The organism is Nitrosomonas sp. Is35 (genome assembly GCF_033063295.1).
Classification (GTDB): Bacteria; Pseudomonadota; Gammaproteobacteria; order Burkholderiales; family Nitrosomonadaceae; genus Nitrosomonas.
Genome location: NZ_JAWJZH010000001.1, coordinates 1,994,899 through 2,019,873 on the forward strand (window position 1 = coordinate 1,994,899; position 24,975 = coordinate 2,019,873).

General features: G+C 48.0%; 23 protein-coding genes. 15 read left to right on the plus strand and 8 right to left on the minus strand.

The genetic code is table 11. The features are described from left to right. The first annotated feature begins 46 nt into the window (after positions 1-46). The 4 genes from R2083_RS09385 (at position 47) to R2083_RS09400 (ending at position 3,305) form a co-directional block, all read left to right on the plus strand. On the plus strand, positions 47-628 hold the full coding sequence (locus R2083_RS09385; protein WP_317530450.1) for a hypothetical protein: 582 nt from the start codon (positions 47-49) through the stop codon (positions 626-628). Between the two features lie 219 nt (positions 629-847). Beyond that, complete coding sequence (locus R2083_RS09390; protein ID WP_317538301.1) at positions 848-1,288, plus strand: hypothetical protein; 441 nt, start codon at positions 848-850, stop codon at positions 1,286-1,288. After that, entirely contained in the window at positions 1,285-1,866 is a 582-nt protein-coding gene (locus R2083_RS09395; protein ID WP_317538302.1) for a hypothetical protein, read from the plus strand. Before R2083_RS09390 ends, R2083_RS09395 begins: the two co-directional genes overlap by 4 nt. Positions 1,867-2,072: 206 nt before the next feature. Next, complete coding sequence (locus R2083_RS09400; RefSeq protein ID WP_317538303.1) at positions 2,073-3,305, plus strand: EAL domain-containing protein; 1,233 nt, start codon at positions 2,073-2,075, stop codon at positions 3,303-3,305. Between the two features lie 10 nt (positions 3,306-3,315). On the opposite strand, the gene R2083_RS09405 is transcribed toward R2083_RS09400, so the two are convergent. Then, on the minus strand, positions 3,316-7,071 hold the full coding sequence (locus R2083_RS09405) for an ATP-binding protein (RefSeq protein ID WP_317538304.1): 3,756 nt from the start codon (positions 7,069-7,071) through the stop codon (positions 3,316-3,318). A 392-nt stretch (positions 7,072-7,463) separates the two neighbouring features. Here R2083_RS09405 and epsL point away from each other — a divergent pair, with 392 nt between their 5' ends. Together epsL and R2083_RS09415 are read left to right on the plus strand one after the other, a co-directional pair. Beyond that, positions 7,464-8,750 (plus strand): XrtB/PEP-CTERM-associated polysaccharide biosynthesis outer membrane protein EpsL, encoded by a 1,287-nt coding sequence (epsL, locus tag R2083_RS09410; RefSeq protein WP_317538064.1) that lies wholly within the window; start codon positions 7,464-7,466, stop codon positions 8,748-8,750. Then, on the plus strand, positions 8,747-10,195 hold the full coding sequence (locus R2083_RS09415; RefSeq protein ID WP_317530444.1) for an undecaprenyl-phosphate glucose phosphotransferase: 1,449 nt from the start codon (positions 8,747-8,749) through the stop codon (positions 10,193-10,195). The genes epsL and R2083_RS09415 overlap by 4 nt, the downstream gene beginning before the upstream one ends. 117 nt (positions 10,196-10,312) lie before the next feature. On the opposite strand, the gene R2083_RS09420 is transcribed toward R2083_RS09415, so the two are convergent. Next, positions 10,313-10,705 (minus strand): hypothetical protein, encoded by a 393-nt coding sequence (locus R2083_RS09420; protein WP_317530443.1) that lies wholly within the window; start codon positions 10,703-10,705, stop codon positions 10,313-10,315. 418 nt (positions 10,706-11,123) lie between these two features. Here R2083_RS09420 and iscR point away from each other — a divergent pair, with 418 nt between their 5' ends. The 8 genes from iscR to R2083_RS09460 all read left to right on the plus strand — a co-directional run bounded on the left by iscR (position 11,124) and on the right by R2083_RS09460 (position 18,171). Beyond that, positions 11,124-11,585, plus strand: a complete 462-nt coding sequence (gene iscR / locus R2083_RS09425) for a Fe-S cluster assembly transcriptional regulator IscR (protein ID WP_108699241.1) — start codon at positions 11,124-11,126, stop codon at positions 11,583-11,585. A gap of 183 nt (positions 11,586-11,768) precedes the next feature. Continuing rightward, positions 11,769-12,110: a HesB/IscA family protein gene (locus R2083_RS09430; protein WP_317530442.1), complete on the plus strand. Its 342-nt coding sequence runs from the start codon at positions 11,769-11,771 to the stop codon at positions 12,108-12,110. 121 nt (positions 12,111-12,231) lie between these two features. Next, positions 12,232-13,668, plus strand: a complete 1,437-nt coding sequence (gene sufB / locus R2083_RS09435; protein ID WP_090449356.1) for a Fe-S cluster assembly protein SufB — start codon at positions 12,232-12,234, stop codon at positions 13,666-13,668. Then, positions 13,665-14,459 carry a Fe-S cluster assembly ATPase SufC gene (gene sufC / locus R2083_RS09440; RefSeq protein WP_317538305.1) on the plus strand — a complete coding sequence of 265 codons (795 nt, stop codon included), beginning with the start codon at positions 13,665-13,667 and terminating at the stop codon, positions 14,457-14,459. The genes sufB and sufC overlap by 4 nt, the downstream gene beginning before the upstream one ends. Further along, positions 14,456-15,763, plus strand: a complete 1,308-nt coding sequence (gene sufD / locus R2083_RS09445; RefSeq protein WP_317538306.1) for a Fe-S cluster assembly protein SufD — start codon at positions 14,456-14,458, stop codon at positions 15,761-15,763. The genes sufC and sufD overlap by 4 nt, the downstream gene beginning before the upstream one ends. Beyond that, positions 15,760-17,019: a cysteine desulfurase gene (locus R2083_RS09450; protein ID WP_317538307.1), complete on the plus strand. Its 1,260-nt coding sequence runs from the start codon at positions 15,760-15,762 to the stop codon at positions 17,017-17,019. The genes sufD and R2083_RS09450 overlap by 4 nt, the downstream gene beginning before the upstream one ends. Continuing rightward, positions 17,019-17,498, plus strand: coding sequence for a Fe-S cluster assembly sulfur transfer protein SufU (gene sufU / locus R2083_RS09455; RefSeq protein ID WP_317538308.1), 480 nt, complete (start codon positions 17,019-17,021; stop codon positions 17,496-17,498). The genes R2083_RS09450 and sufU overlap by 1 nt, the downstream gene beginning before the upstream one ends. Before the next feature lie 112 nt (positions 17,499-17,610). Next, entirely contained in the window at positions 17,611-18,171 is a 561-nt protein-coding gene (locus R2083_RS09460; RefSeq protein ID WP_132428621.1) for a NifU family protein, read from the plus strand. A gap of 60 nt (positions 18,172-18,231) precedes the next feature. On the opposite strand, the gene efp is transcribed toward R2083_RS09460, so the two are convergent. The 4 genes from efp to R2083_RS09480 all read right to left on the minus strand — a co-directional run bounded on the left by efp (position 18,232) and on the right by R2083_RS09480 (position 21,364). Next, a complete protein-coding gene (gene efp / locus R2083_RS09465) occupies positions 18,232-18,795 on the minus strand; it encodes an elongation factor P (protein ID WP_132428623.1) in 564 nt (187 codons plus the stop codon). A gap of 81 nt (positions 18,796-18,876) precedes the next feature. Continuing rightward, entirely contained in the window at positions 18,877-20,013 is a 1,137-nt protein-coding gene (gene earP, locus R2083_RS09470; RefSeq protein ID WP_317538309.1) for an elongation factor P maturation arginine rhamnosyltransferase EarP, read from the minus strand. 88 nt (positions 20,014-20,101) lie between these two features. Continuing rightward, positions 20,102-20,875, minus strand: coding sequence for a DUF4126 family protein (locus R2083_RS09475; RefSeq protein WP_317538310.1), 774 nt, complete (start codon positions 20,873-20,875; stop codon positions 20,102-20,104). 48 nt (positions 20,876-20,923) lie between these two features. Next, the gene (locus R2083_RS09480; protein WP_317538311.1) at positions 20,924-21,364 is read right to left on the minus strand and encodes a universal stress protein; all 441 of its coding nucleotides are present in this window, start codon (positions 21,362-21,364) and stop codon (positions 20,924-20,926) included. Positions 21,365-21,705: 341 nt separating this feature from the next. On the opposite strand from R2083_RS09480, the gene R2083_RS09485 reads away from it, so the two are divergent. Continuing rightward, positions 21,706-22,533, plus strand: coding sequence for an SH3 domain-containing protein (locus tag R2083_RS09485; RefSeq protein WP_317530434.1), 828 nt, complete (start codon positions 21,706-21,708; stop codon positions 22,531-22,533). A gap of 127 nt (positions 22,534-22,660) precedes the next feature. Here R2083_RS09485 and R2083_RS09490 read toward each other — a convergent pair whose 3' ends face one another. Together R2083_RS09490 and R2083_RS09495 are read right to left on the minus strand one after the other, a co-directional pair. Continuing rightward, positions 22,661-24,325: a diguanylate cyclase gene (locus R2083_RS09490; RefSeq protein ID WP_317538312.1), complete on the minus strand. Its 1,665-nt coding sequence runs from the start codon at positions 24,323-24,325 to the stop codon at positions 22,661-22,663. Positions 24,326-24,351: 26 nt separating this feature from the next. Then, on the minus strand, positions 24,352-24,756 hold the full coding sequence (locus R2083_RS09495) for a group III truncated hemoglobin (protein WP_317530432.1): 405 nt from the start codon (positions 24,754-24,756) through the stop codon (positions 24,352-24,354). Between the last annotated feature and the right edge of the window lie 219 nt (positions 24,757-24,975).

The following is a 24,975-nucleotide window of genomic DNA, read 5'->3' on the forward strand; positions in this document are numbered from 1 at the left end:
ATATGCGCTATATACATTCAATCACAAATAAACAAGGAGTTATATTATGGCAAATATTAATGGATCAATCTTTAATGATAATAACCTCAACGGAACACCTTTTGCTGATTTTATCCAAGGGTTTGGAGGGGGTGATGTGGTTCATGGCAATGGTGGAAATGACACGATTTATGGATATTCTCAAAGCCCGGATTTTTGGTATTTCTCAGAAGGCGGGGATTTACTCTATGGTGATGATGGCAATGACAGCATCTTTGGTCAAAACGGAAATGATTATTTAGATGGCGGTAACGGTAATGACTATCTCAATGGTGGAAATGGCCAAGATACATTGGTTGGCGGTCTAGGCGCGGATATATTTGATTTTGACTCAGTCAGCGACAGCCCGGCGGGCGGCGCGGTTGATCAACTTTATTACTTCAATTGGGGTCAAGGCGATAAAATTGATTTATCAACAATTGATGCCGATCTTTTCCTCCCAGGAAATCAGGCTTTTACATCGAGTCAAATGACTTACAATTCAGCTAACGGAATGTTTACTGCGGATGTATACGGTGGCTCTGATTTGCAAATTCATATGGTAGGCACGCAAGCCGGATTCTTACCATTTCTCGATGTAATTGCTTAATCCAGTTCTGCATCGGCATTTAATAATCAACCTTTGATATCAACTTCTAAAGGCTTTCTAAAGCGAATTTAATAAGGCATTCCTGCAACAAGCTACGAGACATTAAATTTTTTAGAAATTAATGAAACAGCCTCTGAGCAAAGTCTCACGAGGCTGTTTCATTTTTGGCATAATCCCTATTCTTAACAAAATTACGCACATAATATTTGAAGGTATCCAATGGTTATACACACCGTTAAACGGGAAAAATTTTTCAGACTGTTCACCGGATTATTACTGGCTTTACTGATCGTTTCATCGAACGCGCAAGCGGTTCAACCGCCACCGAACGCAGAACTGATTGAATTACCTGAAGAAGCCGTCCAGAAGCTAAAAATCGACGCCGGATTCGGCTGGGGGATTTTCAGCGGTACGATCTACAACGGCAACAACCAATACCATATCACGCAACTCGTGGTCAGCATGACACCGGTGCATGACCATCACCATATGCACATGCATGCAAACATGTCGCATGATGCGAAAGTGCATCGCATCGATCTTGACCTGCCACCGCTATCCAAGGGTGCGCTATCGATGGCTTTGCCCGATGATGTCGCCGGTGTTCATGATTTCAATTGGGAAATTCTAAAAGTGACGGGTTATCCGGTAAACAAATGACTGATAATATGCAGCAATCACTGAAAAATATTCGCAACATTCTGCTCTATACGGCAGTAATCTCGCTGATTTCATTGGCGTATTTTATTTACGCTTACTCGGTTCATCCCATCCCGGAAGAACGCGAAACGTTCCTCACCGAAATCGGTGAAGGGTTTGGCAAAGCGGGGCTGGCGCTGTTGGTATTTATTTATTTCCGCACCTTATTAAAACTGGCGCTGGGTCAAGGAAAATTGGCGCAGCGCCTGCTCCCGGACTATATCGCTCCAATTGAATCATCGCAGTTGAATCGTTTATTGATCTGGTTGAACCGCACGCATATTTATTTCGGTATCGCGGCGGTTGCGATCATTTTGCTGCACATCGGGATGATGGGATTCTCGCGTTATAGCCATATTCTTTTCTTCCCGGCATTATTGGCGTTGGTGCTGTGGCAGGGGGTTTTCGGTTTGTTTTTGACCTTGCGCTATTCACCGGTCGAGTTCAAGAAATTTTCCTATTTGGTACATGCGCAATTCGTCACCGGCATCGCGATCGGTGTTTTCGCTCTCTTCGGCCATGTACTGATCGATGATTGATTCCATCTTTCCGTCATTGGCCTGCAATCCTGCATCCCTATGACCTTAAACCGGTTCCCAGCCGGTAACCATCGCTATCGTCCCGTTGCATAGCGGAAAAAAACGATCGCTATCTTCTTTATCGATACACAGTGTATGATCATGCGCTGATATTCCGAGAATCATTGCATTTGGCATTCCAATCCGTCCCTATTAGAAAAAACCATATGGATAGCGCATCTCACATTAAGATACTGATCCTTGATGACGACACCTTTATGCTCAAGCTACTGTCGCGGATGCTGATCAAGCTGGGTTATAGCGCTATCGCAACTTGTGACAACGGTTCGGATGCACTCAAGAAAATCGATCATGCGGATACATGCCCGGATTTGATCCTGCTCGACCTGAATATGCCGGATATGGACGGCATTGAGTTTGTCCGCTATCTGGTGGATCGCCAATATCACGGCAAGCTGATTTTAGTCAGCGGCGAAGATGAACGGATGTTAAAAACCGCTGAGAGGCTGGTCCACGCGCACAAGATATCGATGCTCGGCTATGTGCATAAACCCGTCGATCCCGTTAAATTAGCGGAAATACTGCTAGGATGGACAGCGGATGCAGTGAATCCATTGTCACCCAGCCGTAAAATTTATAGCGCGGACGATATTAAATCGGCCATTGCCCGTCAGGAGCTGGTGAATTATTACCAGCCCAAGGTATCGGTTGAAAACGGTGACGTCATTGGCGTGGAAACGCTGGTGCGCTGGCATCACCCGCAAGATGGCGTGATCATGCCGGACCGGTTTATTCACATTGCGGAAGACAACAATCTGATCGACGATCTGACACGTTTGGTGTTGACACAAGCGATCGTTCAGGCGGGGAAATGGCATCAAAGCGGGCTCACATTGCGCGTGTCCATCAATGTCACCATGGAAAATCTCGCTTCTTTGAATTTTCAAGACATGGTGGTCAATCTCGTCAACGAGAATAATCTGCCGCCGCAAAAAATCGTCATCGAAATCACCGAAAGTCAGGTCATGGGGCCGGACGCGCGCATTCCGCTGGAAATTCTCACCCGCCTGCGGCTCAAACGGTTTCATTTATCCATTGACGATTTCGGCACCGGACACTCATCCCTGGCACAACTGCGCGATATTCCATTCAATGAACTGAAGATCGACCAGGGGTTTGTGCATCGCGCTTGGAGCGACGATACCCTGCGCGCCATTTACGATGCCAGCTTGGCGATGGGCAAACAGCTCGGCATGGACATCGTCGCGGAAGGCGTTGAGGATCGCAACGATTGGGAACTGTTACGCGAGACGGGATGCGATATGGCGCAAGGGAATTTTATATCCGAACCGCTGCTTGCCGATGACTTGCCCCGCTGGATGGCGGAATGGAAAAACCGCGTGCACGCCGGATTATTGGACAATTCCCCGGCATCCTAATCAAGCAGGATCAGGCGTTTTTCCCGTCTTGCGCGCATAACCCATCGAGATAGGCTTTGACTGCAATCAGCTGCGCGTCAAACTGCGGCAACAGCACGGCCAATTCCGCCGCATCGTTCTTTCTCCCCGCTTGCTCCATCGCCGCGCATAGCTCACCCAGCGCCAGCGCGCCCACCGAACGCGCAGACGATTTAAGTTTATGCGCCAATGATCCGGCCGCAGCAAACTGGCCTGCTTGATAGGCGGCGTGCAATTCGGTTGCGATTTTTTCCGCGCTGGCGCGAAAATCCCGCAGCATGTCTTGGATCATCGCCGGATCATCACCGACTAATTTTTCCAGCACCTGCACGTCGACCGGCACTGTGGCTATTTCCATTTCGCGTACGGTCACGTTTGCGGGAATAACGGATTGCGCCGCTGCAGCCGGTTTGTCACCCGGCAGATACTGCTCCAGAACCCGGCGTAAATCGTCAAGCTGCACCGGTTTGCTCAGATAATCGTCCATACCGGCGTTCAGGCAATGCTCCCTTTCGCCTTTCAGCGCATTGGCGGTCAGCGCGACAATCGGCATGTGCTTCCAGACGGAATTTTGGGAGCGGATTTCCTGCGTCAATTCAAAACCGTCCATTTCGGGCATATGCAAATCGGTCAACAGCAACGCATAATTGCAGTTCTGCAATCGTTTTAGCGCTTCACGCCCATCGTTGGCAATATCCGCTGCATAGCCGAGCAAGTTGAGCTGCTGGCGGATGACTTTCTGATTGATGTCGTTATCCTCCGCCACCAAGATGAGCTTACCCTGCCGCAAGGCTTCTTCGCGCGGCATCGGCACCGGTCCGGATTTCAGTAAATTGACAACCGGCGCGGTTTCCGTGTTCATTTCCACCTTACCGGCAGCGATCGCCATCGCGCGCAGTAACGATTGGCGGTACATGACATCGCCGTCCAGCGTAATGATATCGATATCCTCGATACGTGCTTGCCGGCGGCGGCCACGTTTGATCACGACAAAGCGCGGTTCGATGGAAGATTGCGATGTTTCCAGCCCGGTTTTCGCTGCGCCTGTTATTTTTTTTGAACGGGCGTTAAACGCGGCACGCAATTCCTTGATGAGTGGAACATGCTGTCCGGCGTCAATGACAACGAGCCACAAACCCGGCGCGAGCTCCTGAATAAACTGATCAACCCGGTCAAGATCGGTCACTTGCTCAACTTGCGCACCGGCGCTTTTTAAGTAAACAGCCAGATCATTGCTCAGACTATCGTTGTCACCCAGTATCAAGCAATTCATACCTTCCAGATCTTCGATCTTATGGTCGGCAACGGCAGCCGCCGGCAGCGGTTTGAAGGGCATTTGTATGATAAAGGTCGAGCCTTGTTCCGGCTCGCTTTGCACGGTTATTTCCGCATCCATCAGCTCCGCGAGATGATGGGAAATCGCCAAGCCAAGTCCGGTTCCGCCAAAGCGCCTTGTGGTGGAAGGGTCGCCTTGGGAAAATGATTTGAAAAGCTTTTCCTGCGTTTCCTTATCCATGCCAATGCCGTTATCGGTTACCTGGAAGGTCACCAACACCTGATCCGGATTGGATTCCGTCAGTAATACCCGCACCGAGACTTTGCCTTGTTTTTCCTGTTTACTGGAAAACTTGATCGCGTTATTAATGATATTCACCAGTACTTGGCGCAAGCGTAGCGGATCGCCCAAGACATTTTCCGGGATCGCGGGATCGATGAATAGCGTCAGCTCCACCTTCTTACTCAGCGCCAAATGCGCCAGCATGCCGCACGCATTCTCGATGATGCTGGCCAGCGGCATCGGAATTTTTTCGATTTCCAGCTTACCCGCTTCGATTTTGGAGAAATCAAGAATGTCTTCAATAATGGCCAGCAAGGCATAAGCGGAATCACGGATCAGATTGGCCATTTCCATTTGATAACCGCTTAAACTGGTCTGCCTGAGCACGTCGATCATACCGATCACACCATTCATCGGTGTGCGGATTTCATGGCTCATGGCGGCCAGAAACGCCGATTTGGCTTTACTGGCTTGCTCCGCTTCTATCCGGGCTTGCCTGAGTTCCTTCATGATGTGCACATGTTCGCGGATATCACGCATGACACCGGTAAAATGCCGCTTCCCTGCGACAAAATATTCACTGACCGCAAGATACAATTCAATCCGCTCCCCGTCCTTGCGCACGCCTTCCACTTCCCGGCCCAAACCGATCCCATGCGAACCGGATAAATAAGCACGGCCGACATACTCCTGACCATGCCCGGTGCGGCAATAGTTTTCCATATAGCCGATATGTTTGCTGCGATCCGGCTCGGGCACGATAATGGATATATTCTGACCGATCATTTCCTCGTGGCTGTAACCGAATAATTTTTCCATCACCGGATTGGCGGAAAGTATCGTGCCGATTTCATTGGTGGTCACCACGCAATCCACCATATGTTCGACCACCGAACGCATTTCTTCTTCTTTGATCGCCAAAGCCACATTGGCGCGCTGCAAATCGTCGGTCCGCGCTGCAACGCGGTGCTCCAGTTCCAGATTGAGCTGCACCAGATTTCCTTCCGCTTTGTTGCGTTCCTGATCGCTGGCATTCAGCTGCTCCACCATGAAGTTGAAGGTATTCGCTAATTGCCGCATTTCATCCCAGCCTTCAATTGCCACGCGCTGATGCAAATTACCCGCCGAAATCTCCATGGCGCTACGGTTCAAATGCTTCAGAGGATCAACAACACGGCGGTTAAACAGAACGGCCCCCAATAGCGCGGCGAGTAACGTCAAAACCAGAATCATCAAACCAACATAATGCACTTTGTGCACGGAGGCGAACGCTTCATCGGCATCAATATGCACCACGATGCCCCATCTCATGAGCGGCAAGTAGCGCCAGGCGGCAACCACTTCCTTGCCGCGGTAATCTAGAGTCAGCGCCCCCCCGGAATCACCGCTCAGGGCATTCCGGATAGACTCCGCAGAAGGTATCTTGAGAGAAATTCTGCGCTCCAGCGCCGCAGCGGAATCGTATTTTAACGGTGCCATGACCAATGCGGTCTGATCGTCCTCTAGGCGCACTACAACTGTTTCACCACTCTCGCTCAGCCCGACATTGTTCGCAATCACAGCAAATACACGTTCACTAAAGATTTGCAGCGCCAGTACCCCTTTAATTTCACCGTTTATTATTACCGGCGTCGCAACAAATGCTGCGATAGCACCGCGAGATGGCGCATAGCGCTCAAAATCTGAGATGCTGCTTTTTAAATTATCCAGTGCATAACGGGTAACTTTACCGAGTGCCGTATCGCGATAAGGACCTGTGAGCAAGTTAGTGGCAAAATCGGATTCATGTGCCTGTGTATAGACGATATCGCCTTTAGTGGAAATAAGAAAAATATCGTAATATTTCGCTTCCTCAACAAAACGCTTGAAATTTTCACGGTAACTGGCGTCCAATTGGCGGTAATCATCTGAATCCACCCCGCTTTGCTCAAATATTCTGGTAAATTCCATCAGAGCATTATGTGTCGTGCTGGAATCACGCACCAAGCTGGAATCAAGAAAGCGCTCCTTCAAGTAGCTATCGATCTGCTCGATCTTTTTATCGGCGATCGCAGAAACATTCCGGATAGCCGATTTTTTTATTTCCTTCTCAAAAGTATGTAGCAGGCTATTGCCAATCACCAATATGGGCAGCAAAGAAACCAATGTGAACCAAACAGCAAAACGCTGTGTCAGTGAAGTGAATTTCATCAGTTCCTCCTTGCATGAGCTGCAAACCGGTTTTTTAGCCTATTCTCCTGTATTTGATCAGAAAATCAAACAGGATGAAACAAAGACAGTTTTGGGTTGATTAAGTGCTATTGATAGCGGCTTATATTATCCCGGCTAATCTTACTGCGCTCGGATGCCGTAATCCCATCCACAATTATTTCCGCACCACAGCCGATACTTAATTTGATTCATGAATCTCATCCAAACTGTAAGAAGTACCGGTTAAGGAAAGCAAAAGAATAAAAAAGTGTTGTTAGAAATAATTTTATGAGAACATGCTATGGGAAGGTTAGGTTGTGTCGTTGTGTCAAACGCATTGATTTTTGTCCACTGGAAACTCTGAGAATCTCAAGTTAATGAACCATCAATTCATGGAAGTTACATTTACTCGTATCACTCAGTCCATTACGCCTATCGCAATCTGCTTCTCACGAACCACCCGGCTGCAGGCGCTCACGGCTGCGGGGATGGTATTGCTGCTGTGCAGCCACACCGCATGGGCCGCTGCATTTGGTAAGCTGATACAGCCTTTCGGCAGCTATGGCTTTACCGCGGACGACAATATATTGCGTTTGCGCACTGGTATGGATCCCGTGCCGCTGCTGGGTACGAGTAATCTTTTTGATATCTCCCATCGCTTTACCGGCGGCGTGATGTTTGAGAAAGAAGTCGGGCGGCAACGCTTGAATGCGAATTTAAACTGGTCGCATACCCGTTTTGAGAGATTCGACCAGATGAATAATAACCTGAAGAATTTCAGTGGCAGCTGGCGTTGGTTTCTTGGCAACCGTCTGGAAGGTAATATGGGTGCCAGTTATGTGCAGTCACTGGCGCCGTTTTTGTTTCAGCCGGGCGTTAAAAATGTGAGAACCGAACAAACCGAGTTTTTTAACGCCAGCTGGAGTCTCCATCCACGCTGGCGCTTGAATGGCGCTTACACCCGCTACGATCTCAATTCAAACAGTCCCAACTTGCGCTTTCTTAACCGTATTGAAGATCGCTTCGAAGGCGGAATCGATTTTGTGACATCGGGCAGAAATACCATCGGCGTGCTGTTTCGCGGCACCATCGGTGATTTTCCGGTTCGTGTCCTGGCAGCCGATGGTTCATTAACAGACAATAGCTATCATCAGAAAGAGGCATTGGCAAAAATCAACTGGGCCGTAACCGCTAAATCGAATCTTTACGGAACGGGCGGATGGGTAGAGCGTACCAATGCAAGTTTCCCCGTACGTGACTTTAACGGATTTAATGCCCGCCTAATCTATAGCTGGCAACTCACCGACCGGGTTGGATTATCGGTGAGCGGTTGGCGCGAGACCGCTGCACTGCAAATGCTTACCGCTAGCTTCAGCCTTAACACCGGGGGCAGTTTTATACCGTATTGGGATATCACACAAAAAGTGAAACTCCAAGGAGATTTTTCCTATCAGGATCTGAAGTTTGATAACTTTTCAATCTTTACCGATTCCTTCGCACCGATCGGCACGCACAATACGCTTCGCAATGCCGCGGTAAAACTCATATACGCCCCCTACCCTGGTTTGCAGCTGATGGCTTCGGTCTATCACAATGATTTACAAACCAATAACAGATTGGGCGGATTTAACGCCAATGGCGCCAATATCAATCTGCAATACACGTACGGAAAACGATGACAGTTAACGATTTACCGATAGTAGCCTTTTTCAAGCATCTGCTCGATCCTTTTATCATCTGGAGCATGCTGATACTGACCGCCTGGTTGTACGATGAAGATTTCACCAGTTACTACCTGGTGCTGGTCATCATTACCTTTTTCGTTTCCACCTACATTTACGAGCGCATTCTCATTTACCGCAATTGGCGCAAGGGGCGTTTGTTTGCTTATATGCGCGATACGGTGGTGGGTTGGCTGATGATTATCACTATCCTGGTGTTTCTGGGGTATGCCACCAAATTTCACAACCAATTTTCTCCGCAAGTGCTGCTGACTTGGTTCATCGTCACGCCGTTGATGCTGATTGCGAGCCACATTACGGTGCGAAGCATTATCAACAATCTGTACAACAAGGGTAAATTGCGTTCGGCGATTGTGATCGGGGCGAATGAAAACAGTCTGGCGTTCATTCGTCACATTGCCGAGCTGCCCTTTTTGCTGATCAGTTATCAGGGTTTCTTCGATGAGCGCAACAGTTCACGCATCGCCGCCGGCAACTTCGGCTCCCAGTCCGATGAGCCGGATGATCCCTCGTCCGCCGTTGCCATCACCAGACCGGACGACTTCGGTTCGCGTTTGGGGGGATTGGACGATGTTGTTCCTTATATCAAGAAGCATAATACCGAGATGGTGTTCATCAGTCTGCCGATGTCGTCGCAGCCGCGCATTCAGAAATTGATGGATGAGTTGCCGGATACCACGTCGTCGATCTATTTTCTGCCCGATATTTATATCTTCGATTTGATGCAGGCGCGTTTCGAGTACATCGGCGATACGCCGGTCGTGGCCATGAACGAGTCGCCTTTCATCGGTGTCGACGGGGTGGTGAAAAGTATCAGTGACTTTATATTGGCTGTGCTGATCATTATTTTGCTATCACCCATCATGGCGTGTATTGCCTTGGCGGTGAAAGTCACGTCGCCCGGCCCGGTGATCTTCAAGCAGCGCCGCTATGGTTTGAATGGGGAGGAAATCATCGTGTATAAGTTCCGCTCGATGACGGTGACCGAGGATGGCGCCACGATTCAACAAGCGAAACAGAACGATCAGCGTCTGACCAAAATCGGCGGCTTCCTGCGCCGCACGTCGTTGGATGAGTTACCGCAGTTCTTTAATGTGCTAGAAGGTAAAATGAGTATCGTCGGCCCGCGTCCGCACGCAGTGGCGCATAATGAGCTCTACCGCAAGTTAATCAAGGGTTATATGCTGCGCCATATGGCCAAACCCGGCATCACCGGCTGGGCTCAGGTCAACGGCTGGCGCGGCGAAACCGATGTGCTGGAAAAAATGAAAGCCCGCATCGAACACGATCTCTACTACCTCAAAAATTGGTCCATCTGGCTCGACCTCTGGATCATCTTCAAAACCGTCTTGGTCGTCTTCAAAAAAGATAATGCTTACTAACTTAGGAAAATTCGATATGACAATGTCATCGGATGAAGAAACACGATAAAAATCTTTGAAAGACAATATTCCAATTGAAAAAGGCCAGCCATTCTAACTGGCCCTTCCCTTTACTGCTTATACAAAAATAGCAGTCAATTTCGCTACCAATCCATTCAATATAGGTTGGAATACACCCAAGAAATTATTCAATTGCAGCACGCCAACGATAAGTATCATTAAACCGCCAGCAACAATTCCATATTTGAGACCCCGTGCAAAATTGGCCGATGCCGGAGCACGCGTGTATGTCTGATTGGAAAACGCCAAAAATATTTTTAATATCCCCAGTAACACACCCGTGGCAATACAGCCTAGAAATAGATGCAGCGCACAAAAGATTCGCTTGGTCAGATTCTCGTCAGCGAACTCAAGACTTGAGAAGCGAAGACAAACAATAATCACAAAGAGCAAAATGAGGGAGTTCCAAAAACCTCCGAATCTCATTCTAAACTCACTTTCCATACTCATATTCCTCTCCCTCTTAACAAAATAATTTAAAGATTATCCAAACTTATAAAACCATCAAAAACGATCATGAATTCATGTATTCGACGTCAGCAAAAATCGAGTATGCATGCACAAAACCGATCACTCTTTTTTATTTTCCAGGCTATTTTAGAGCTTGATGATTATAGCTAAATTAGTTCTATTTGTAGTCTCACCCCATAACAAATTTATTCATTTTGTTTTCACTTATCTATCATCCAGTTAACCATTAACCAAGAGTGCATTCCCAGCAAATCCCTGCAAGCTTCACATAAAAAAGATTTATAGTTGACTAAATCAATCGGGTATTGTATAGTTGACTATATTGATCAAGTATTATTTAACAACAAGTATTTTATATATAACCATCAACCCATCCGATTCTTACAAGGAGTCAATCATGAGATTAACAACGAAAGGAAGATTTGCAGTAACTGCACTATTAGATCTTGCTTTACAACAAAGCAATCATCCCGTAACGCTAGCTGACATCAGTCAACGGCAAAAAATCTCGCTCTCGTATTTGGAGCAGCTGTTCGCAAAATTGCGCCAATCTGAGCTTGTGGATAGTGTTCGTGGTCCTGGGGGCGGTTACTGCTTGGCGAAAGATTTGGACAAAGTTTCGGTGGCCGATATCATTCTCGCCGTCGATGAGCCTATTGACGCAACCCAATGTGGTGGTAAAGAAAATTGTCATAACGACGGAAAGTGCATGACACATGACTTATGGGCAAAACTGAATGAACTTATTTTCGAATATCTGGGTGCGGTAACACTTAAAGAATTGGTTGATAATCAAATCAATCAACAAGGTGACACCATTATGCCGCTCCTTGATATGCGTGAATCAACCGCTGCGTAAATTGAAACCAGTTGATCAAAGCACTCAATTTGCCATGAAATCACAATACTTTACAGAACATTTTAATTGAATCCGTGTCCAATTTTCCGGTAACTTCATTGATATCTGAAGCCCGTTTAATAGCACGGAATTCATAAAATTAAAGTATCGCACCTGATTTTAAATTGAGAAAATTGAACTGTTATGCCAATCACATTAACTGAAAATGCCGCGAAACATGTCCGGCAACAACTTGCAAAACGGGGTAAGGGTTTTGCCCTGCGCGTCGGAATCAAGAAATCCGGCTGTTCGGGCTTTGCTTATACCTTTGACTATGCGGATGAGATCAATTCGAATGATCAATTATTCGAGTCTCATGAAACCAAGGTGGTTGTAGATACCAACAGCTTGCCTTATCTGGACGGATCGCAAATTGATTTTACCAAAGAAGGTCTTAATTATTCTTTCAAATTTATCAATCCTAATATTGATAATACCTGCGGCTGCGGCGATAGTTTCAGTGTTAAAGAATCTGCTAAGATTTAAGCAACAACAACTTCAATTACAATGGTTTCTCAATTTGCGAATTAACCAAACCAGCTATCCGGCAATTTAAGATTCAAAGCGATCTGTTTCAAACAAAAGATACTAAAAAGGAATAAACCAAATGAGTGCAGTATTGCAAAGTCTGGTTAATCAACCGTACAAACATGGCTTCGTTACCGATATTGAGTCCGATATCGCCCCTAAGGGATTAAATGAAGAAATAATCCGGTTAATATCGGCTAAAAAAAATGAACCCGAGTGGCTTTTGTCATTCCGTCTGAAAGCCTATGAAAAATGGCTGACCATGACCGCACCCGAATGGCAGAATGTGCACTATCCAAAAATCGATTTCCAGGATATCAGCTACTATTCAGCACCAAAGCCGAAGAAAAAACTGGCCAGCATGGACGAAGTCGATCCTGAATTATTACGCACATTTGAAAAGCTGGGCGTGCCGATGCACGAACGCGCTGCACTGGCCGGTGTCGCTGTCGATGTGATATTCGATAGTGTTTCAGTGGCCACCACTTACAAGCAAAAACTGGCGGAAGTAGGCATTATTTTCTGTTCCATCTCGGAAGCAGTACATACTCACCCTGAGCTCATTCAGAAATACCTGGGGTCTGTTGTGCCGGTTGGCGACAATTACTTTGCAGCCTTGAATTCCGCAGTATTCACCGATGGTTCTTTCTGTTTCATTCCGAAAGGCGTCAAATGCCCCATGGATTTATCAACCTATTTCCGCATTAACACGGAAGGTTCCGGGCAATTTGAAAGAACGCTCATCATAGCGGAAGAAGGTGCATCCGTTTCCTATCTAGAAGGCTGCACTGCTCCGCGATTCGATACGAATCAACTGCATGCTGCTGTTGTTGAACTGATCGCCTTGGATAATGCGGATATTAAATATTCAACGGTACAAAATTGGTATGCCGGTGATGAAAATGGTGTCGGCGGTATTTATAACTTCGTCACGAAACGAGGACTGGCCAAAGGCGTCAATTCTCGGATTTCCTGGACGCAAGTGGAAACCGGCTCTGCGATCACATGGAAATATCCCTCTTGCATTTTGCGCGGCGATAACTCTGTTGGCGAATTTTATTCGGTCGCGGTCACGAACAATTATCAACAGGCCGATACCGGCACCAAAATGATCCATATTGGAAAAAACACACGCAGCACCATCGTCAGCAAAGGCATTACCGCAGGTCATTCCAATAGCAGCTATCGCGGATTGGTGCGAATTGCGCCAACTGCGGAAGGTGCACGCAACTATTCGCAATGCGACTCCATGCTGATCGGTGACCAATGTGGCGCGCATACGTTTCCATATATTCAGGTGCACAATAACAGCGCCAAGGTTGAGCATGAAGCTTCCACGTCAAAAATCGGTGAAGATCAGCTCTTTTACTTTTCACAACGCGGCATAGACGCCGAAGAAGCTGTCTCGATGATTATCAATGGTTTCTGCAAAGATGTATTTCAACAATTACCGATGGAATTCGCGGTTGAAGCTACCAAGCTTCTGAGCTTCAAACTGGAGGGCAGTGTCGGATGATTATTGCAAATAGTCCCACCATCCTTTCGGTGCAAGGCCTGCGCGCCAGCATCAACGGTACTGAAATTCTCAAAGGAATCGATCTTACGGTCAGAAGTGGCGAAATACATGCCATCATGGGCTTGAATGGATCGGGTAAAAGCACTTTTGCCAAAGTGCTGGCAGGTCATTCCGCGTATGAAGTCACCGGCGGATCGATTCAATTTGAAGATAAAAACTTGTTGGAATTACCACCCGAAGAACGTGCCCGTGCCGGATTATTCCTGGCTTTCCAATATCCGATTGAAATTCCAGGCGTAGCCAACACGCAATTCCTTCGCCTTGCCTATAACACGGTACAAACGCAACGCGGCAAAGAAGAATTGGATCCGCTCGAATTCGATGATTTTGTGCGTGAGAAAATGAAACTACTGGAAATGAAAGCTGATTTTCTCGACCGCAGTGTCAATGAAGGTTTTTCCGGTGGTGAAAAGAAACGTAACGAAATTTTGCAGATGGCGTTATTGGAACCCAGATTGAGCATACTCGATGAAACCGACTCGGGTCTCGATATCGATGCGCTCAAAATCGTCGCCAATGGCGTCAACCGGATCACCAACAAAGACAATGCAACGATTCTGGTAACCCATTATCAGCGCTTATTGGATTATATCGTGCCCGATTTTGTGCATGTCATGCAGGCAGGCCGCATTGTCATGACCGGCGGCAAAGAGCTCGCATTGGAACTGGAAACACGCGGTTATGACTGGATCACTGCGAACAAGCAACCGGCTGCCGGAGTTAGCGCATGAGTGAAGCGATCAGTACCAGCTACCTTGAATGCCTGCTGAAGTCCTGGCAGGCGAAGCCGGCTGAATCACGCGCTTGGTTGAATCAATTGCGCGCTCAGGCCATCGATTGCGTCAGTACACAAAAACTGCCGACCAAGCGTGACGAGGAATGGCGCTTTACGGATATTTCACCGCTCACCACTCTGCCCTATCGGCCATCTCAACCGGATCCGACCCTAAAAATAGAAGACATTCAGCATTTGTTTCTGAATGAGGCTAAAAATCGTCTGGTGTTTGTTGACGGTCACTTTTCTCAGTCATTATCGGCCATCGCCGAACCTGCGGCACTGATCGCTGGTAATCTCTCGGCATTGCTATCCACGCAGGCATCGATACTGGAATCTCATCTGGGTCAATACGTGCCATTTGACCACAATGTGTTTGCCGCATTGAATACCGCTTTTTTGCAGGATGGCGCTGTCGTCATCGTGCCCAAAAATACCGTCATTGCTGAACCGGTTCACCTGTTGTTCATTGCAACACAACATGAAGTCACCAGTTACCCGCGTTGCTTGTTAATCGGCGAAACGGGCAGTCATGTTACGTTGATCGAAGATTATGTCGCACTTCAGCACGCGGCTTACATTACCAATTCAGTCACGGAAATCAGTCTGGCCGCAAATGCACAGGCCAAGCATATTCGCGTGCAACGCGAAAGCGCGCAAGCTTTTCATTTGGCGAATTGCGCGGTATCGCTCGCCCATGCCAGCAATTATCAATCGGTCAGCATTTCGCTAGGATCGCAGATTTCGCGCTATAACCTGGATGTGCGTTTAACCGATGAAGCAGCTGAATGCACCATAGACGGATTGACTTTGATATCGGATCGCCAGCTGGCCGATACCCATACTTGTATCGATCATGCCAAACCGAATGGCACCAGCCATCAGCAACACAAGTGCATCGCCGATGACGCCGCGCACGCCGTGTTTAATGGAAAAATCATCGTACGCCCTCAGGCACAACGCACTAACTCATCGCAATCCAGCCGTAACTTATTGCTGAGTAAAACAGCACAAGTGGATACCAAACCGCAGCTGGAAATTTTTGCCGATGATGTGAAATGCTCGCACGGTGCAACGGTCGGGCAGCTCGATCAGGAAGAAATTTTTTATTTGCGCAGCCGGGGTTTGTCAGAAACGGCCGCACGCAATTTATTAACGTATGCCTTTGGTGCCGAAATTATCAGCCATATCCCTGTCTCTTCGCTGAGACAGCAACTCGAGCAAGCGGTACTCGATCAAACGCAGAGTAACCCATCATGACGCCAGCGAATGCTTCTTTGAAATCTGACGTTTCTTCCAGTCCGGATTGGGAAAAGATTCGCGCCGATTTTCCGATTTTGCAACTCCACATTGATGGCAAGCCATTGGCCTACCTTGACAATGCAGCATCCAGTCAAATGCCGCAACAAGTGATTGATCGTTTGGTGCGATATCAGACAACGCAACACGCCAACATCAACCGTGCTGTCCATTATTTATCCGAAGTCGCCACGCTGGAGTATCACAACGCGCGATGCAAGTTGCAGCAATTCATCAATGCACGCGAAGACCGGGAAGTCATTTTCACCAGCGGCACGACCGATTCCATTAACCTGGTAATGCATGGTTATGGCCGGAAATTCATCAAAGCAGGCGATGAAATCATTCTGACCACATTGGAGCATCACTCCAACATCGTGCCGTGGCAAATGCTTGCTAACGAGAAAGGCGCAACGATCTGTGTTGTTCCGGTCAATGACAAGGGCGAACTGGAAGTTGATGAATATGAGAAACTATTTAACGAACGTACCAAGTTTGTCGGCCTGATCCACGTATCAAATGCACTCGGCACGATCAATCCCATCAAAGGAATGATCGATTTCGCGCATCGGCACGGTGTGCCGGTATTGATTGACGGTGCGCAGGCAGCTCCGCATATCACCATCGACGTGCAAGCGCTCGATTGCGATTTTTACACCTTCTCCGCTCATAAACTGTGCGGCCCGACCGGTATCGGCATTCTTTATGGCAAAGCGGCCTTGCTTGAAGCGATGCAACCCTTTAAAGGCGGTGGCGATATGATCACTTCCGTCACATTTGAGAAAACGATCTACAACACCATTCCGCACAAATTCGAGGCTGGCACGCCGCCAATCGCTGCCGCCATCGGTTTCGGTGCAGCCGTTGACTATTTGACGGCAATCGGTATCGAACAAATCGCTGCGTATGAATTAGGATTACTGAAGTATGCGACGGCATGCCTCAACGACATTCCCGGGGTCAGAATCATCGGCACCGCCGCAGAGAAAACAGCGGTCATTTCGTTCGCCATCGACGGCATTCATCCGCATGATATCGGCACCATCCTGAATCAGGATGGCGTTGCAGTCCGTACCGGACATCACTGCGCCCAACCCGTCATGCAACGCTTTAATGTACCGGCCACTTCCCGCGCCTCATTTGCTTTTTATAATAAGAAAACAGAAGTTGATGCTTTGGTGGCGGGCATAAAAACTGTCCAAAAGATTTTTTTATAATGCATACCAATTCATTGTATCAAGAGGTCATCCTTGACCATAACCGGAAACCGCGCAACTACGGTAAACTGGATCATGCCAGCCATCATGCCACCGGGCATAACCCGCTCTGTGGTGATCGCCTGGATATTACGCTGCAACTGGAAGATGATCAGATCAACAACATCGCGTTTCAAGGTGAATCCTGCGCCATCTGCAAAGCATCCGCTTCGATGATGACTGCGGCGGTCAAGGGAAAGTCGCGCGCGAACGCGGAAACATTGATTCATGAATTCCGTGAACTGGCTACCGGAAAACTGGATACCAATCAACCGCATCATCTGGGCCGGTTAACTGTTTTTTCCGGCATACGGGATCTGCCGACACGGGTCAAATGCGCGATTCTACCGTGGCATACATTACATGCCGCATTGAATTCGCTCGATAGCGCATCGACTGAAGCAGACGATTCCGCGCCAACGATGCCGGATCATTCTTGATGTAACAAAACAACGTTCAACGCCAGGTTCGTATATGCCGATTCGATCTCATATTGCGGCCCTGTGTAGCCCCATTGATTAACTGCTGGACTCAATATTAACACCCATCAAAATGCCAAAAATTGCTGATATTGAAGGTACGCCGAATAAAAACGCTTTGAAGTTTATCCTCAAGGAACCACTGACATGGGGGGTTGCACGCTCGTACGATAACGCCGAAGCTGCCAAGGACGATCCATTGGCTTCCGCGCTATTCGATATCGATCATGTCACGAATGTTTTTTACATCGATCATTGGATCACCGTCACTCAAGACGGAGACGCCAATTGGCAGGATCTGGCGCGCGAAATCGCCGATCCTATCCGTGCGGCGCCCGCTGCCACGGCGCAATCCGCCGAAACCGTAGCGGCTGCCAGTAATGCACTCGCCGATTTAAGTCCGGAAGATCAATTGCGTCTGGAGAAAATCAATGTCCTGCTGGACGAAGAAGTGCGCCCGTACTTGCAGCACGACGGCGGAGATTTGCACATTCTGGGACTGGAAGGCAATATTTTGCGCATTCATTATCAAGGCGCATGCGGCACATGCCCCAGCTCGATATCCGGTACCCTGAGAGGAATCGAGAATATGCTGAAAACGCTTGAACCGGATATCCAAGTAATCGCCAGTTAACACTCCAATAAAAAAGGTGACCTCGGTCACCTTTTTTATTGAGTAGATCACAGTAATCGATCAAACACGTTTTCTGAATTCGTGGTTATGCGGATCAATTTCGATCTTGTCGCCAATTTCCACAAAACCGGGAACCTGGATTTCATAGCCTGTTCCCAGAAGCCGGGCTGGTTTCATGATTTTTCCGGTGGTATCGCCCCGTACCGCAGGTTCGGTATATTCCACTTCACGCACAATCGTGTTCGGTAATTCAACGGAAATCGCTTTACCATCGTAAAAAGTGACCTGACAAACATCTTCCATGCCATCGATCAGATAATTCAGAACATCCGACATATTATCCGCTTCCACTTCGATCTGATTGTAATCGGCATCCATGAAAACATAGAGCGGATCGGCATAGTAGCTATAGGTACAGTCTTTTCTATCGAGAACGACCAAATCGAACTTTTCATCCGCTTTGTAAACCGTTTCCGTCGTGGTGCTGGAAAACAAATTTTTCAGCTTCATTTTAACCACAGATGCGTTACGGCCAGATTTCGTAAATTCTGCTCGCTGCACAACCATAGGGTCATTACCAACCATGACGACGTTACCTGAGCGTAATTCCATTGCGGTTTTCATATTTCTGTCAGTTCCAAAATTAAGTTATAAGCAAAGATGATGTTATGTTGCAGCGCCAACATCGGATTCAAAAACGGCGAATTATAGCTGATTTTCAACACACTGCACCAGACCAGACACTAAGTCATCCTGTTCGAGCAATTGTTTAACCCATTTTTTATTATGCTGGATCAGAGACTCACGCAATGCCAAGAAGTTCATCCACATCGTAGCATTCAATGCCTTCCCGCCATTCCAGCAAAACCACATTTCACGCACTGCGATGGCCATTTCCGGCGGCATACCCGCAGTGTACAGATCAAGAAAAGCTTCCAGCTTTTTCCAGTGCGCACCTTCCGCCTGCGGATAAATATTCCAGATAAAAGGATTGCTTGCCCACTGCGTACGGACAAAAGAGTCTTCACCGCGCACAAAATTGATGTCGCAGCTCCACAGCAACCGGTCGAAATCATTTTGCGCCATAAACGGAATGATCTGCACGGTTAACTGCCGATGTTTGATTAATGATTCATTCGGCGAAGCAACATGACTTAAGATTATCTCGATACGATCCGCCACACACCCCTGCGGCACAATCAGCAAAACCGGGCTTGAAGATTCTGACAAAACACCGATCAGGTCCTCAACCGGTGCTGTGTCGTAACAAAACAGCGCAATGCGGATCTCACCGGACCGGCGTTCACACAGGCCTTTTTGATCCAGAAACGCTTGCTCCGCAGCAAAATCAAAAACCTCTCTTTGCGCTAATAAATTCTTTTCCCGCAACAATCCGCCTGTGCCCGGCACAAAACCGGGAAAAAAGAATGTCTTGGTTAGAGGAAAGCGCGGATGCGGTGAAGGCAGACCGTGATATTGTGCGACCCAAGGTTCGGCACTGAGGTATTCCAGATTGATCCAGACGGGCTGCTTGTTCTTGCGCACCATCGCGGCGATATAAATATCAGGCAGCTCGCAAGCGAATGCTTCAATCACCACATCGGCGGGTTCGACTTCCGGGAATGCCTTCTGCCAATGACAGATTTCAACAGCTTGCACGTTCTGCTGTTGAATTTCCGGATTCACGTCCGGTGCAATGCAGGAAAAACACCGTAAATCGTCGACCCATAACCGCACCATCTGGTTACGATCCTGTGTCAATTGCTTTGCCAAACGCCAACACACACCGATATCGCCAAAGTTATCGACAACCGTGCAAAAAATATCCCAGCGGCGTTGCATCAGACTCCGGATTATAAAAACACGTTTCCGGCACGCATTGATAAAGGTGTTACGCTATTTTGCACAATATTGCCAAGGCAGGATGAGCTCAATGGCGCCCCTCGTTCAGAATCTTTTCCTTCTGCTGTTCAAATTCCTGTTCCGTCAGAGCCCCTTGGTCGCGCAGTTGTTGTAACCGTTCCAATGCAGACAGGTGATGATGTCTCTGTATGGGAATGCTGGTGTCTAATTCAGCGGAAGTAACCGGCCCGGCTTTTACCAAGCCAAGAAATTTTCCTATTTTGGCGAGCACCACTTTGATCAAGTACCATAACTTCGGCAGTAACCAAATGGCAATACCGATAAAAATGACCAGCAGGATGAGAAAGATTTCCGGGTGCCTCACTGCAGTCCACATGCCTGAGAACACCATAAAATCCCCCGTGAGCGAGGCTGACCAGTTGGTAAAAGGTTCGGGCGAGGTATTGATCAACAACCTTGTGCCTGCCTTGGTCGCATGACTTGTAGCGGCCAAGCTGCCTCCCAGAATACCGGCCGCAATCTCAAGCGCCGGTGTCACATCGCCGACCGCGCCAGCCGCCAGCATGGCGCCAGCCGGAATGCGCACAAACGTTTGAATGGAATCCCAAGCGGAATCCATTCCGGGTATTTTGTCGATAAAAAACTCGATGAAATACATCACGGCAGCGGCGCCGATCACCAATGGATCTTCCAATACCGTCAGCTCGGCTGGCAGATCGATATGACCGGTCGAACCACCCCAGCCCAATACCAGCAAAACCGCATACAGATTGATGCCGCTTGCCCAGGAAACACCCATCATCAAGGCGATCGTCGTTAATAATGCTTCGTAATTTTCCATAATCTGATTTTCTTAATGAATACCTAGGCTTATTCTTGATAGCGAAGATCAATCGCCACGGATCAGAAGGATCGGGATATCCGCCGTGCGCACCACCCCTTCAGCCACACTGCCCAGCAACAGGCGGCTAAAACCGGACCGGCCGTGGGTCCCTACAATGATCAGATCCGCTTGCGCATTTTTCGCTTCGGCGGTAATCACATGGGCGACTCGCTCTCCATTGGCTTCGAGTAACTTTGCCTCCACCGGCACCCCGGCTTGTTTTAATTTCATCTGCACTTCGGCAAGTATTTTCTCGCCGCTGTGTCTCAACGAATCGACCAGCTCGGCATAATTGAGATAATTCTCCTCATCAAAATACCCGATTTCCTCCAGTACATGCACCACTTCCACACGTGCCTTGTGCTGTTGCGCAAATTTAACCGCTTCGGCCAATGCGCGCCCGGATGTTGCACTGCCGTCAACCGGCACTAAAATTCGCTGATACATGACACCTCCGTGAAAGTAGTAATATTCAGATACTTTATCAAAATGAGAAAGTTTGCGCATAACCCGGATAGTGACGGTACCGCATTGTATTTTGAAACAATAAAAATGCATACAGCGAATTTCTTTCTCCCAGTATGCCTGAACACCTGGAAAACCGGCCAATTCTTCAGTACACTTAATTTTGGTACCTTTTGCGTTCTTTATGAATGCTTGATTTACCGGATTATAAAATAATCAACTGAGAATCTTATTTTTCTCGTATCCACTGAACCCCATCGCATTTTACTATTCGTTGCCAGAAACGATACGGATACAGCGATTAAATCTACCGGGAAGATAGTATGCTGAATCAGTCAGAATTACAGAACAATAAGACGACAAAGCTTTGGTTTCAAGCGTCATTACCACGTGTTTGTAAAGAGGCTTATTCATTATCGAATCTGCCGATTGTTATCATTATTGCCCTGAGTTTTACCGGATGCGCTTCCCAGGAGCAACTTCCCGCTCCGGTTATTGAAACAGCACCCGTCACTGCTTCACAGGAAGAAAATCTACGCAAGGAAATCGCTCGCCTGGAAAAATTGCTCGCGGAAAAAGACGAATTAATCAAGAATCAGCAAATACGCCAGAAAAATCAGGCGCAAGTACTGCGAGAAGTCAACAAGGAAGCAACGCGGGCGCAAGTGAAGCTGCACAGACTCGCAACCAAACCCGGCACCGCCTCTGCCATCGCGGAAACCGAGGTGGCACTGGCAAACCTGAAACAAACGAAGGTTTCTCCAGCGGACCAAGTGCTGCAAATTCAAGCCAAGCATTTGGTCGATACCGCCTCGGTACTGTTTGCCAAGGATCAGTATGCCTCGGCCATGAATTATATTACCCAGGCCAAGCAATTGATCAGTTTGATCACAACCCCCAATCACAAAAAAACAGCTGATGAAAATAACTCGCTGCTGGAATTTCACACACCGATAAAATTACACACCAAGGCAAACATCAATTTACGCAAATTGCCAAGCGCCAAGGCGCAATTAGTGACCACGCTGAAAAAAAATACCGTGGTCATAGCGAATGCCAGTCAGGGTTCATGGTTACGCGTTCAAGTCGACCAGAAACAAGGCTGGGTTCTCAATACCGGTCTAGAAGCGGGCAAAAATCACCATCCTTAGCAGGGCGTTAAGAAACATTTCCGAGGGGCAAAACAGGTCAGAAAGGCAGTTTAGGCGTGTGAATGCATGATGCGTTTGTAGTTCATTGCAGCGGCAACGCAAAACGTTCTTTCAACAGCCCGCAAGTCTATGTAGCTGAATCGGATTTAGGCTGTACGCTGTACACTCGATCACGCCCCGAGCGCTTAGCTTCATACAACGCGCCGTCGACCCTGGACAACAAAATGGTCAGCGATATGTCTTCCGGTTCACTTTGAATGACGCCGATGCTGAGCGTTACTTTGAGCGTCTTGTTGATCGCGCCGCAATGCACGCTTGCTGCATGCGCCCGGATGCGTTCCGCAGTCTTCAGCGCTTCACTGATGGCGGTATCCGCCAGAATGATAATAAACTCGTCGCCGCCAAAACGGGCTGCAAAATCGACGTTGCGGATCGATTGCGAAATCTTTTTTGCTATCCCTGCAATGATTTCATCCCCGGCGACATGCCCGAGGCTATCGTTCAATGTTTTGAAATGATCGACATCGATCATCAGGACGGAAAACGGCCGCTTGTTGCGCTCATATCTCGCCAATTGATCATTGATGATGGCATTCAGTTTATTGCGATTAAATAACCCCGTAAGGCTGTCGGTAACCGATAGCGTTTCCAAGAGCGCGTTCTTTTGCTGCATGGCAGCACTCGCTTCCTCGATTTTCGCTTGATCCAGACGCAACTGATTTGTCATCTGATTGAACATCTGTGTCAGCTGCCCGAGCTCATTGCGCTGCGTGCTCGTCAATTCAACGTTGAGATCGCCTTGCACAATTTTTCCGGTGGCATCGATCAATCTTCGCAATGGAACGACAATCGCATGACTCATTTGGAAAGCGATAGCGGCGACCACCAGGATGATGATACTGATCAGACCAACGAATAAATTGCGCTGTTGTTCCCAAAACGCATAGATCAATTGATGACTTCTGGTGGCAATAATAGTAATCAGCGGTTTTTCCGACACATACGCCAGACCGGCAACTTTTTCCTGCCGCAGTCCCCGGAATATCTCGTATTCTCCCGGGTTATCGCGCAACCGTTTTATTACTTCCACATCAAGCGACACCGGGTTATCCGGATTGACAATCGCGGCATCGCTAGCCAGCATGACATTGCCACCCTTGTCCAGAAGCAGAACATCGCCAGGCGGCGATTTGATCTTGTCCTTTAAATTTGACTGGATATCGCGCAAATCAAACGTCACGATCAGCGCACCCAAAATAAAATCGTCCACCGACAATATGGGCACCGCGATGCTCAGCACGGCCGTTGCATAATCCGCATTCCACTGCGGTGGCCCAACAACTTCTCCTTGAGTCGACGCATCTTGCGGCCAATCCGGCGAGAGTTTCACCGGGAAAGGCGATTCGACGTTGCTGGCGAGTATTCCCCCTTCCACATCGACCACCGTTAATTCCAGCACGGTTTCCAGCCGTTTATGCACGGATTGCAGGTACAGTTCCAGTCCCTTCCGCTGCACTTTGAGTTTGTTTTTCCGCGCTTGCGCTTGATTGTCTCGCGACAATCCCTCGATCAGAATCTTGGATGTCGCCAGTTCCCGGACCGTCAGAATCTGTTCCTTAATCCACAGCTCCAGTTCCCGGCTGGCATAATTGGCCAAAGCACGCAACTCGCGGGTGACATTCTCGTTGATCATCGTTTCGTTTTGTTGAAACGACAATATACCCAATCCCAATGAAGGAATCAGTGTAGCCAGAATGGAGAAAACGATAATCTTGCTTTTGATGCTTTTCAAGATCAATCCCGCAAGGTTATTGAAAACTATGCTGTATGAAGTGTAACCGGCTGTTTATCCGGGTAATTGCTCATCTGATAACCCTGCCATAACCGCCCCGCGATAAACGTCGCAATGGCATTGGCTTGCTGTTGCAGGTTCGGATTGCCCAGTTCCCCGGTTGTCTCTTTGAACAGTTGCAACCAGCGCTCAAACAACGCCGCATTGAGATCGGGCAAGGCAATATGCTTAGGCATCGGCGCGCCGCGGAACCGGCTCGTGCCGCGCAACTGCGCCGACCAGAAATTGATCATCTGCACAAAATGCGCATCCCAATCGATGACATGCGCCTCGAAAATAGGCCCCAGTCCGGGATCTTTCCGGGCTTTTGCGTAAAATGTATGAACCAGGTTTGCTATTTCTTCTTCAGTATATAAACTAGGATCCGGCATTGGAAATGGCGATTGACTCATAATGTATTGAAATTACCTCAGTGCTGATTAGAAAGAATTAATCCATGGCTGGGATGGATTGTAACTGTGTTCCGCAGATACCATTGTCAAGCGTATCTGATGATGGAAACTAGTTTATCTTCGGTTTTCCGGATTGTCCAACTTTGCAGCAAATTAAGCGGTTTTGTACCGCATCAGCCATGGCAAACCCCGCTGGCT

Excerpts from the sequence above, each read along its gene's own strand:
- R2083_RS09385 (WP_317530450.1), top strand. The coding sequence starts at position 47 with ATGGCAAATATTAATGGATCAATCTTTAATGATAATAACCTCAACGGA.
- R2083_RS09390 (WP_317538301.1), top strand. The coding sequence starts at position 848 with ATGGTTATACACACCGTTAAACGGGAAAAATTTTTCAGACTGTTCACC.
- R2083_RS09395 (WP_317538302.1), top strand. The coding sequence starts at position 1,285 with ATGACTGATAATATGCAGCAATCACTGAAAAATATTCGCAACATTCTG.
- R2083_RS09400 (WP_317538303.1), top strand. The coding sequence starts at position 2,073 with ATGGATAGCGCATCTCACATTAAGATACTGATCCTTGATGACGACACC.
- R2083_RS09405 (WP_317538304.1), bottom strand. The coding sequence starts at position 7,071 with ATGAAATTCACTTCACTGACACAGCGTTTTGCTGTTTGGTTCACATTG.
- epsL (WP_317538064.1), top strand. The coding sequence starts at position 7,464 with ATGGAAGTTACATTTACTCGTATCACTCAGTCCATTACGCCTATCGCA.
- R2083_RS09415 (WP_317530444.1), top strand. The coding sequence starts at position 8,747 with ATGACAGTTAACGATTTACCGATAGTAGCCTTTTTCAAGCATCTGCTC.
- R2083_RS09420 (WP_317530443.1), bottom strand. The coding sequence starts at position 10,705 with ATGAGTATGGAAAGTGAGTTTAGAATGAGATTCGGAGGTTTTTGGAAC.
- iscR (WP_108699241.1), top strand. The coding sequence starts at position 11,124 with ATGAGATTAACAACGAAAGGAAGATTTGCAGTAACTGCACTATTAGAT.
- R2083_RS09430 (WP_317530442.1), top strand. The coding sequence starts at position 11,769 with ATGCCAATCACATTAACTGAAAATGCCGCGAAACATGTCCGGCAACAA.
- sufB (WP_090449356.1), top strand. The coding sequence starts at position 12,232 with ATGAGTGCAGTATTGCAAAGTCTGGTTAATCAACCGTACAAACATGGC.
- sufC (WP_317538305.1), top strand. The coding sequence starts at position 13,665 with ATGATTATTGCAAATAGTCCCACCATCCTTTCGGTGCAAGGCCTGCGC.
- sufD (WP_317538306.1), top strand. The coding sequence starts at position 14,456 with ATGAGTGAAGCGATCAGTACCAGCTACCTTGAATGCCTGCTGAAGTCC.
- R2083_RS09450 (WP_317538307.1), top strand. The coding sequence starts at position 15,760 with ATGACGCCAGCGAATGCTTCTTTGAAATCTGACGTTTCTTCCAGTCCG.
- sufU (WP_317538308.1), top strand. The coding sequence starts at position 17,019 with ATGCATACCAATTCATTGTATCAAGAGGTCATCCTTGACCATAACCGG.
- R2083_RS09460 (WP_132428621.1), top strand. The coding sequence starts at position 17,611 with ATGCCAAAAATTGCTGATATTGAAGGTACGCCGAATAAAAACGCTTTG.
- efp (WP_132428623.1), bottom strand. The coding sequence starts at position 18,795 with ATGAAAACCGCAATGGAATTACGCTCAGGTAACGTCGTCATGGTTGGT.
- earP (WP_317538309.1), bottom strand. The coding sequence starts at position 20,013 with ATGCAACGCCGCTGGGATATTTTTTGCACGGTTGTCGATAACTTTGGC.
- R2083_RS09475 (WP_317538310.1), bottom strand. The coding sequence starts at position 20,875 with ATGGAAAATTACGAAGCATTATTAACGACGATCGCCTTGATGATGGGT.
- R2083_RS09480 (WP_317538311.1), bottom strand. The coding sequence starts at position 21,364 with ATGTATCAGCGAATTTTAGTGCCGGTTGACGGCAGTGCAACATCCGGG.
- R2083_RS09485 (WP_317530434.1), top strand. The coding sequence starts at position 21,706 with ATGCTGAATCAGTCAGAATTACAGAACAATAAGACGACAAAGCTTTGG.
- R2083_RS09495 (WP_317530432.1), bottom strand. The coding sequence starts at position 24,756 with ATGCCGGATCCTAGTTTATATACTGAAGAAGAAATAGCAAACCTGGTT.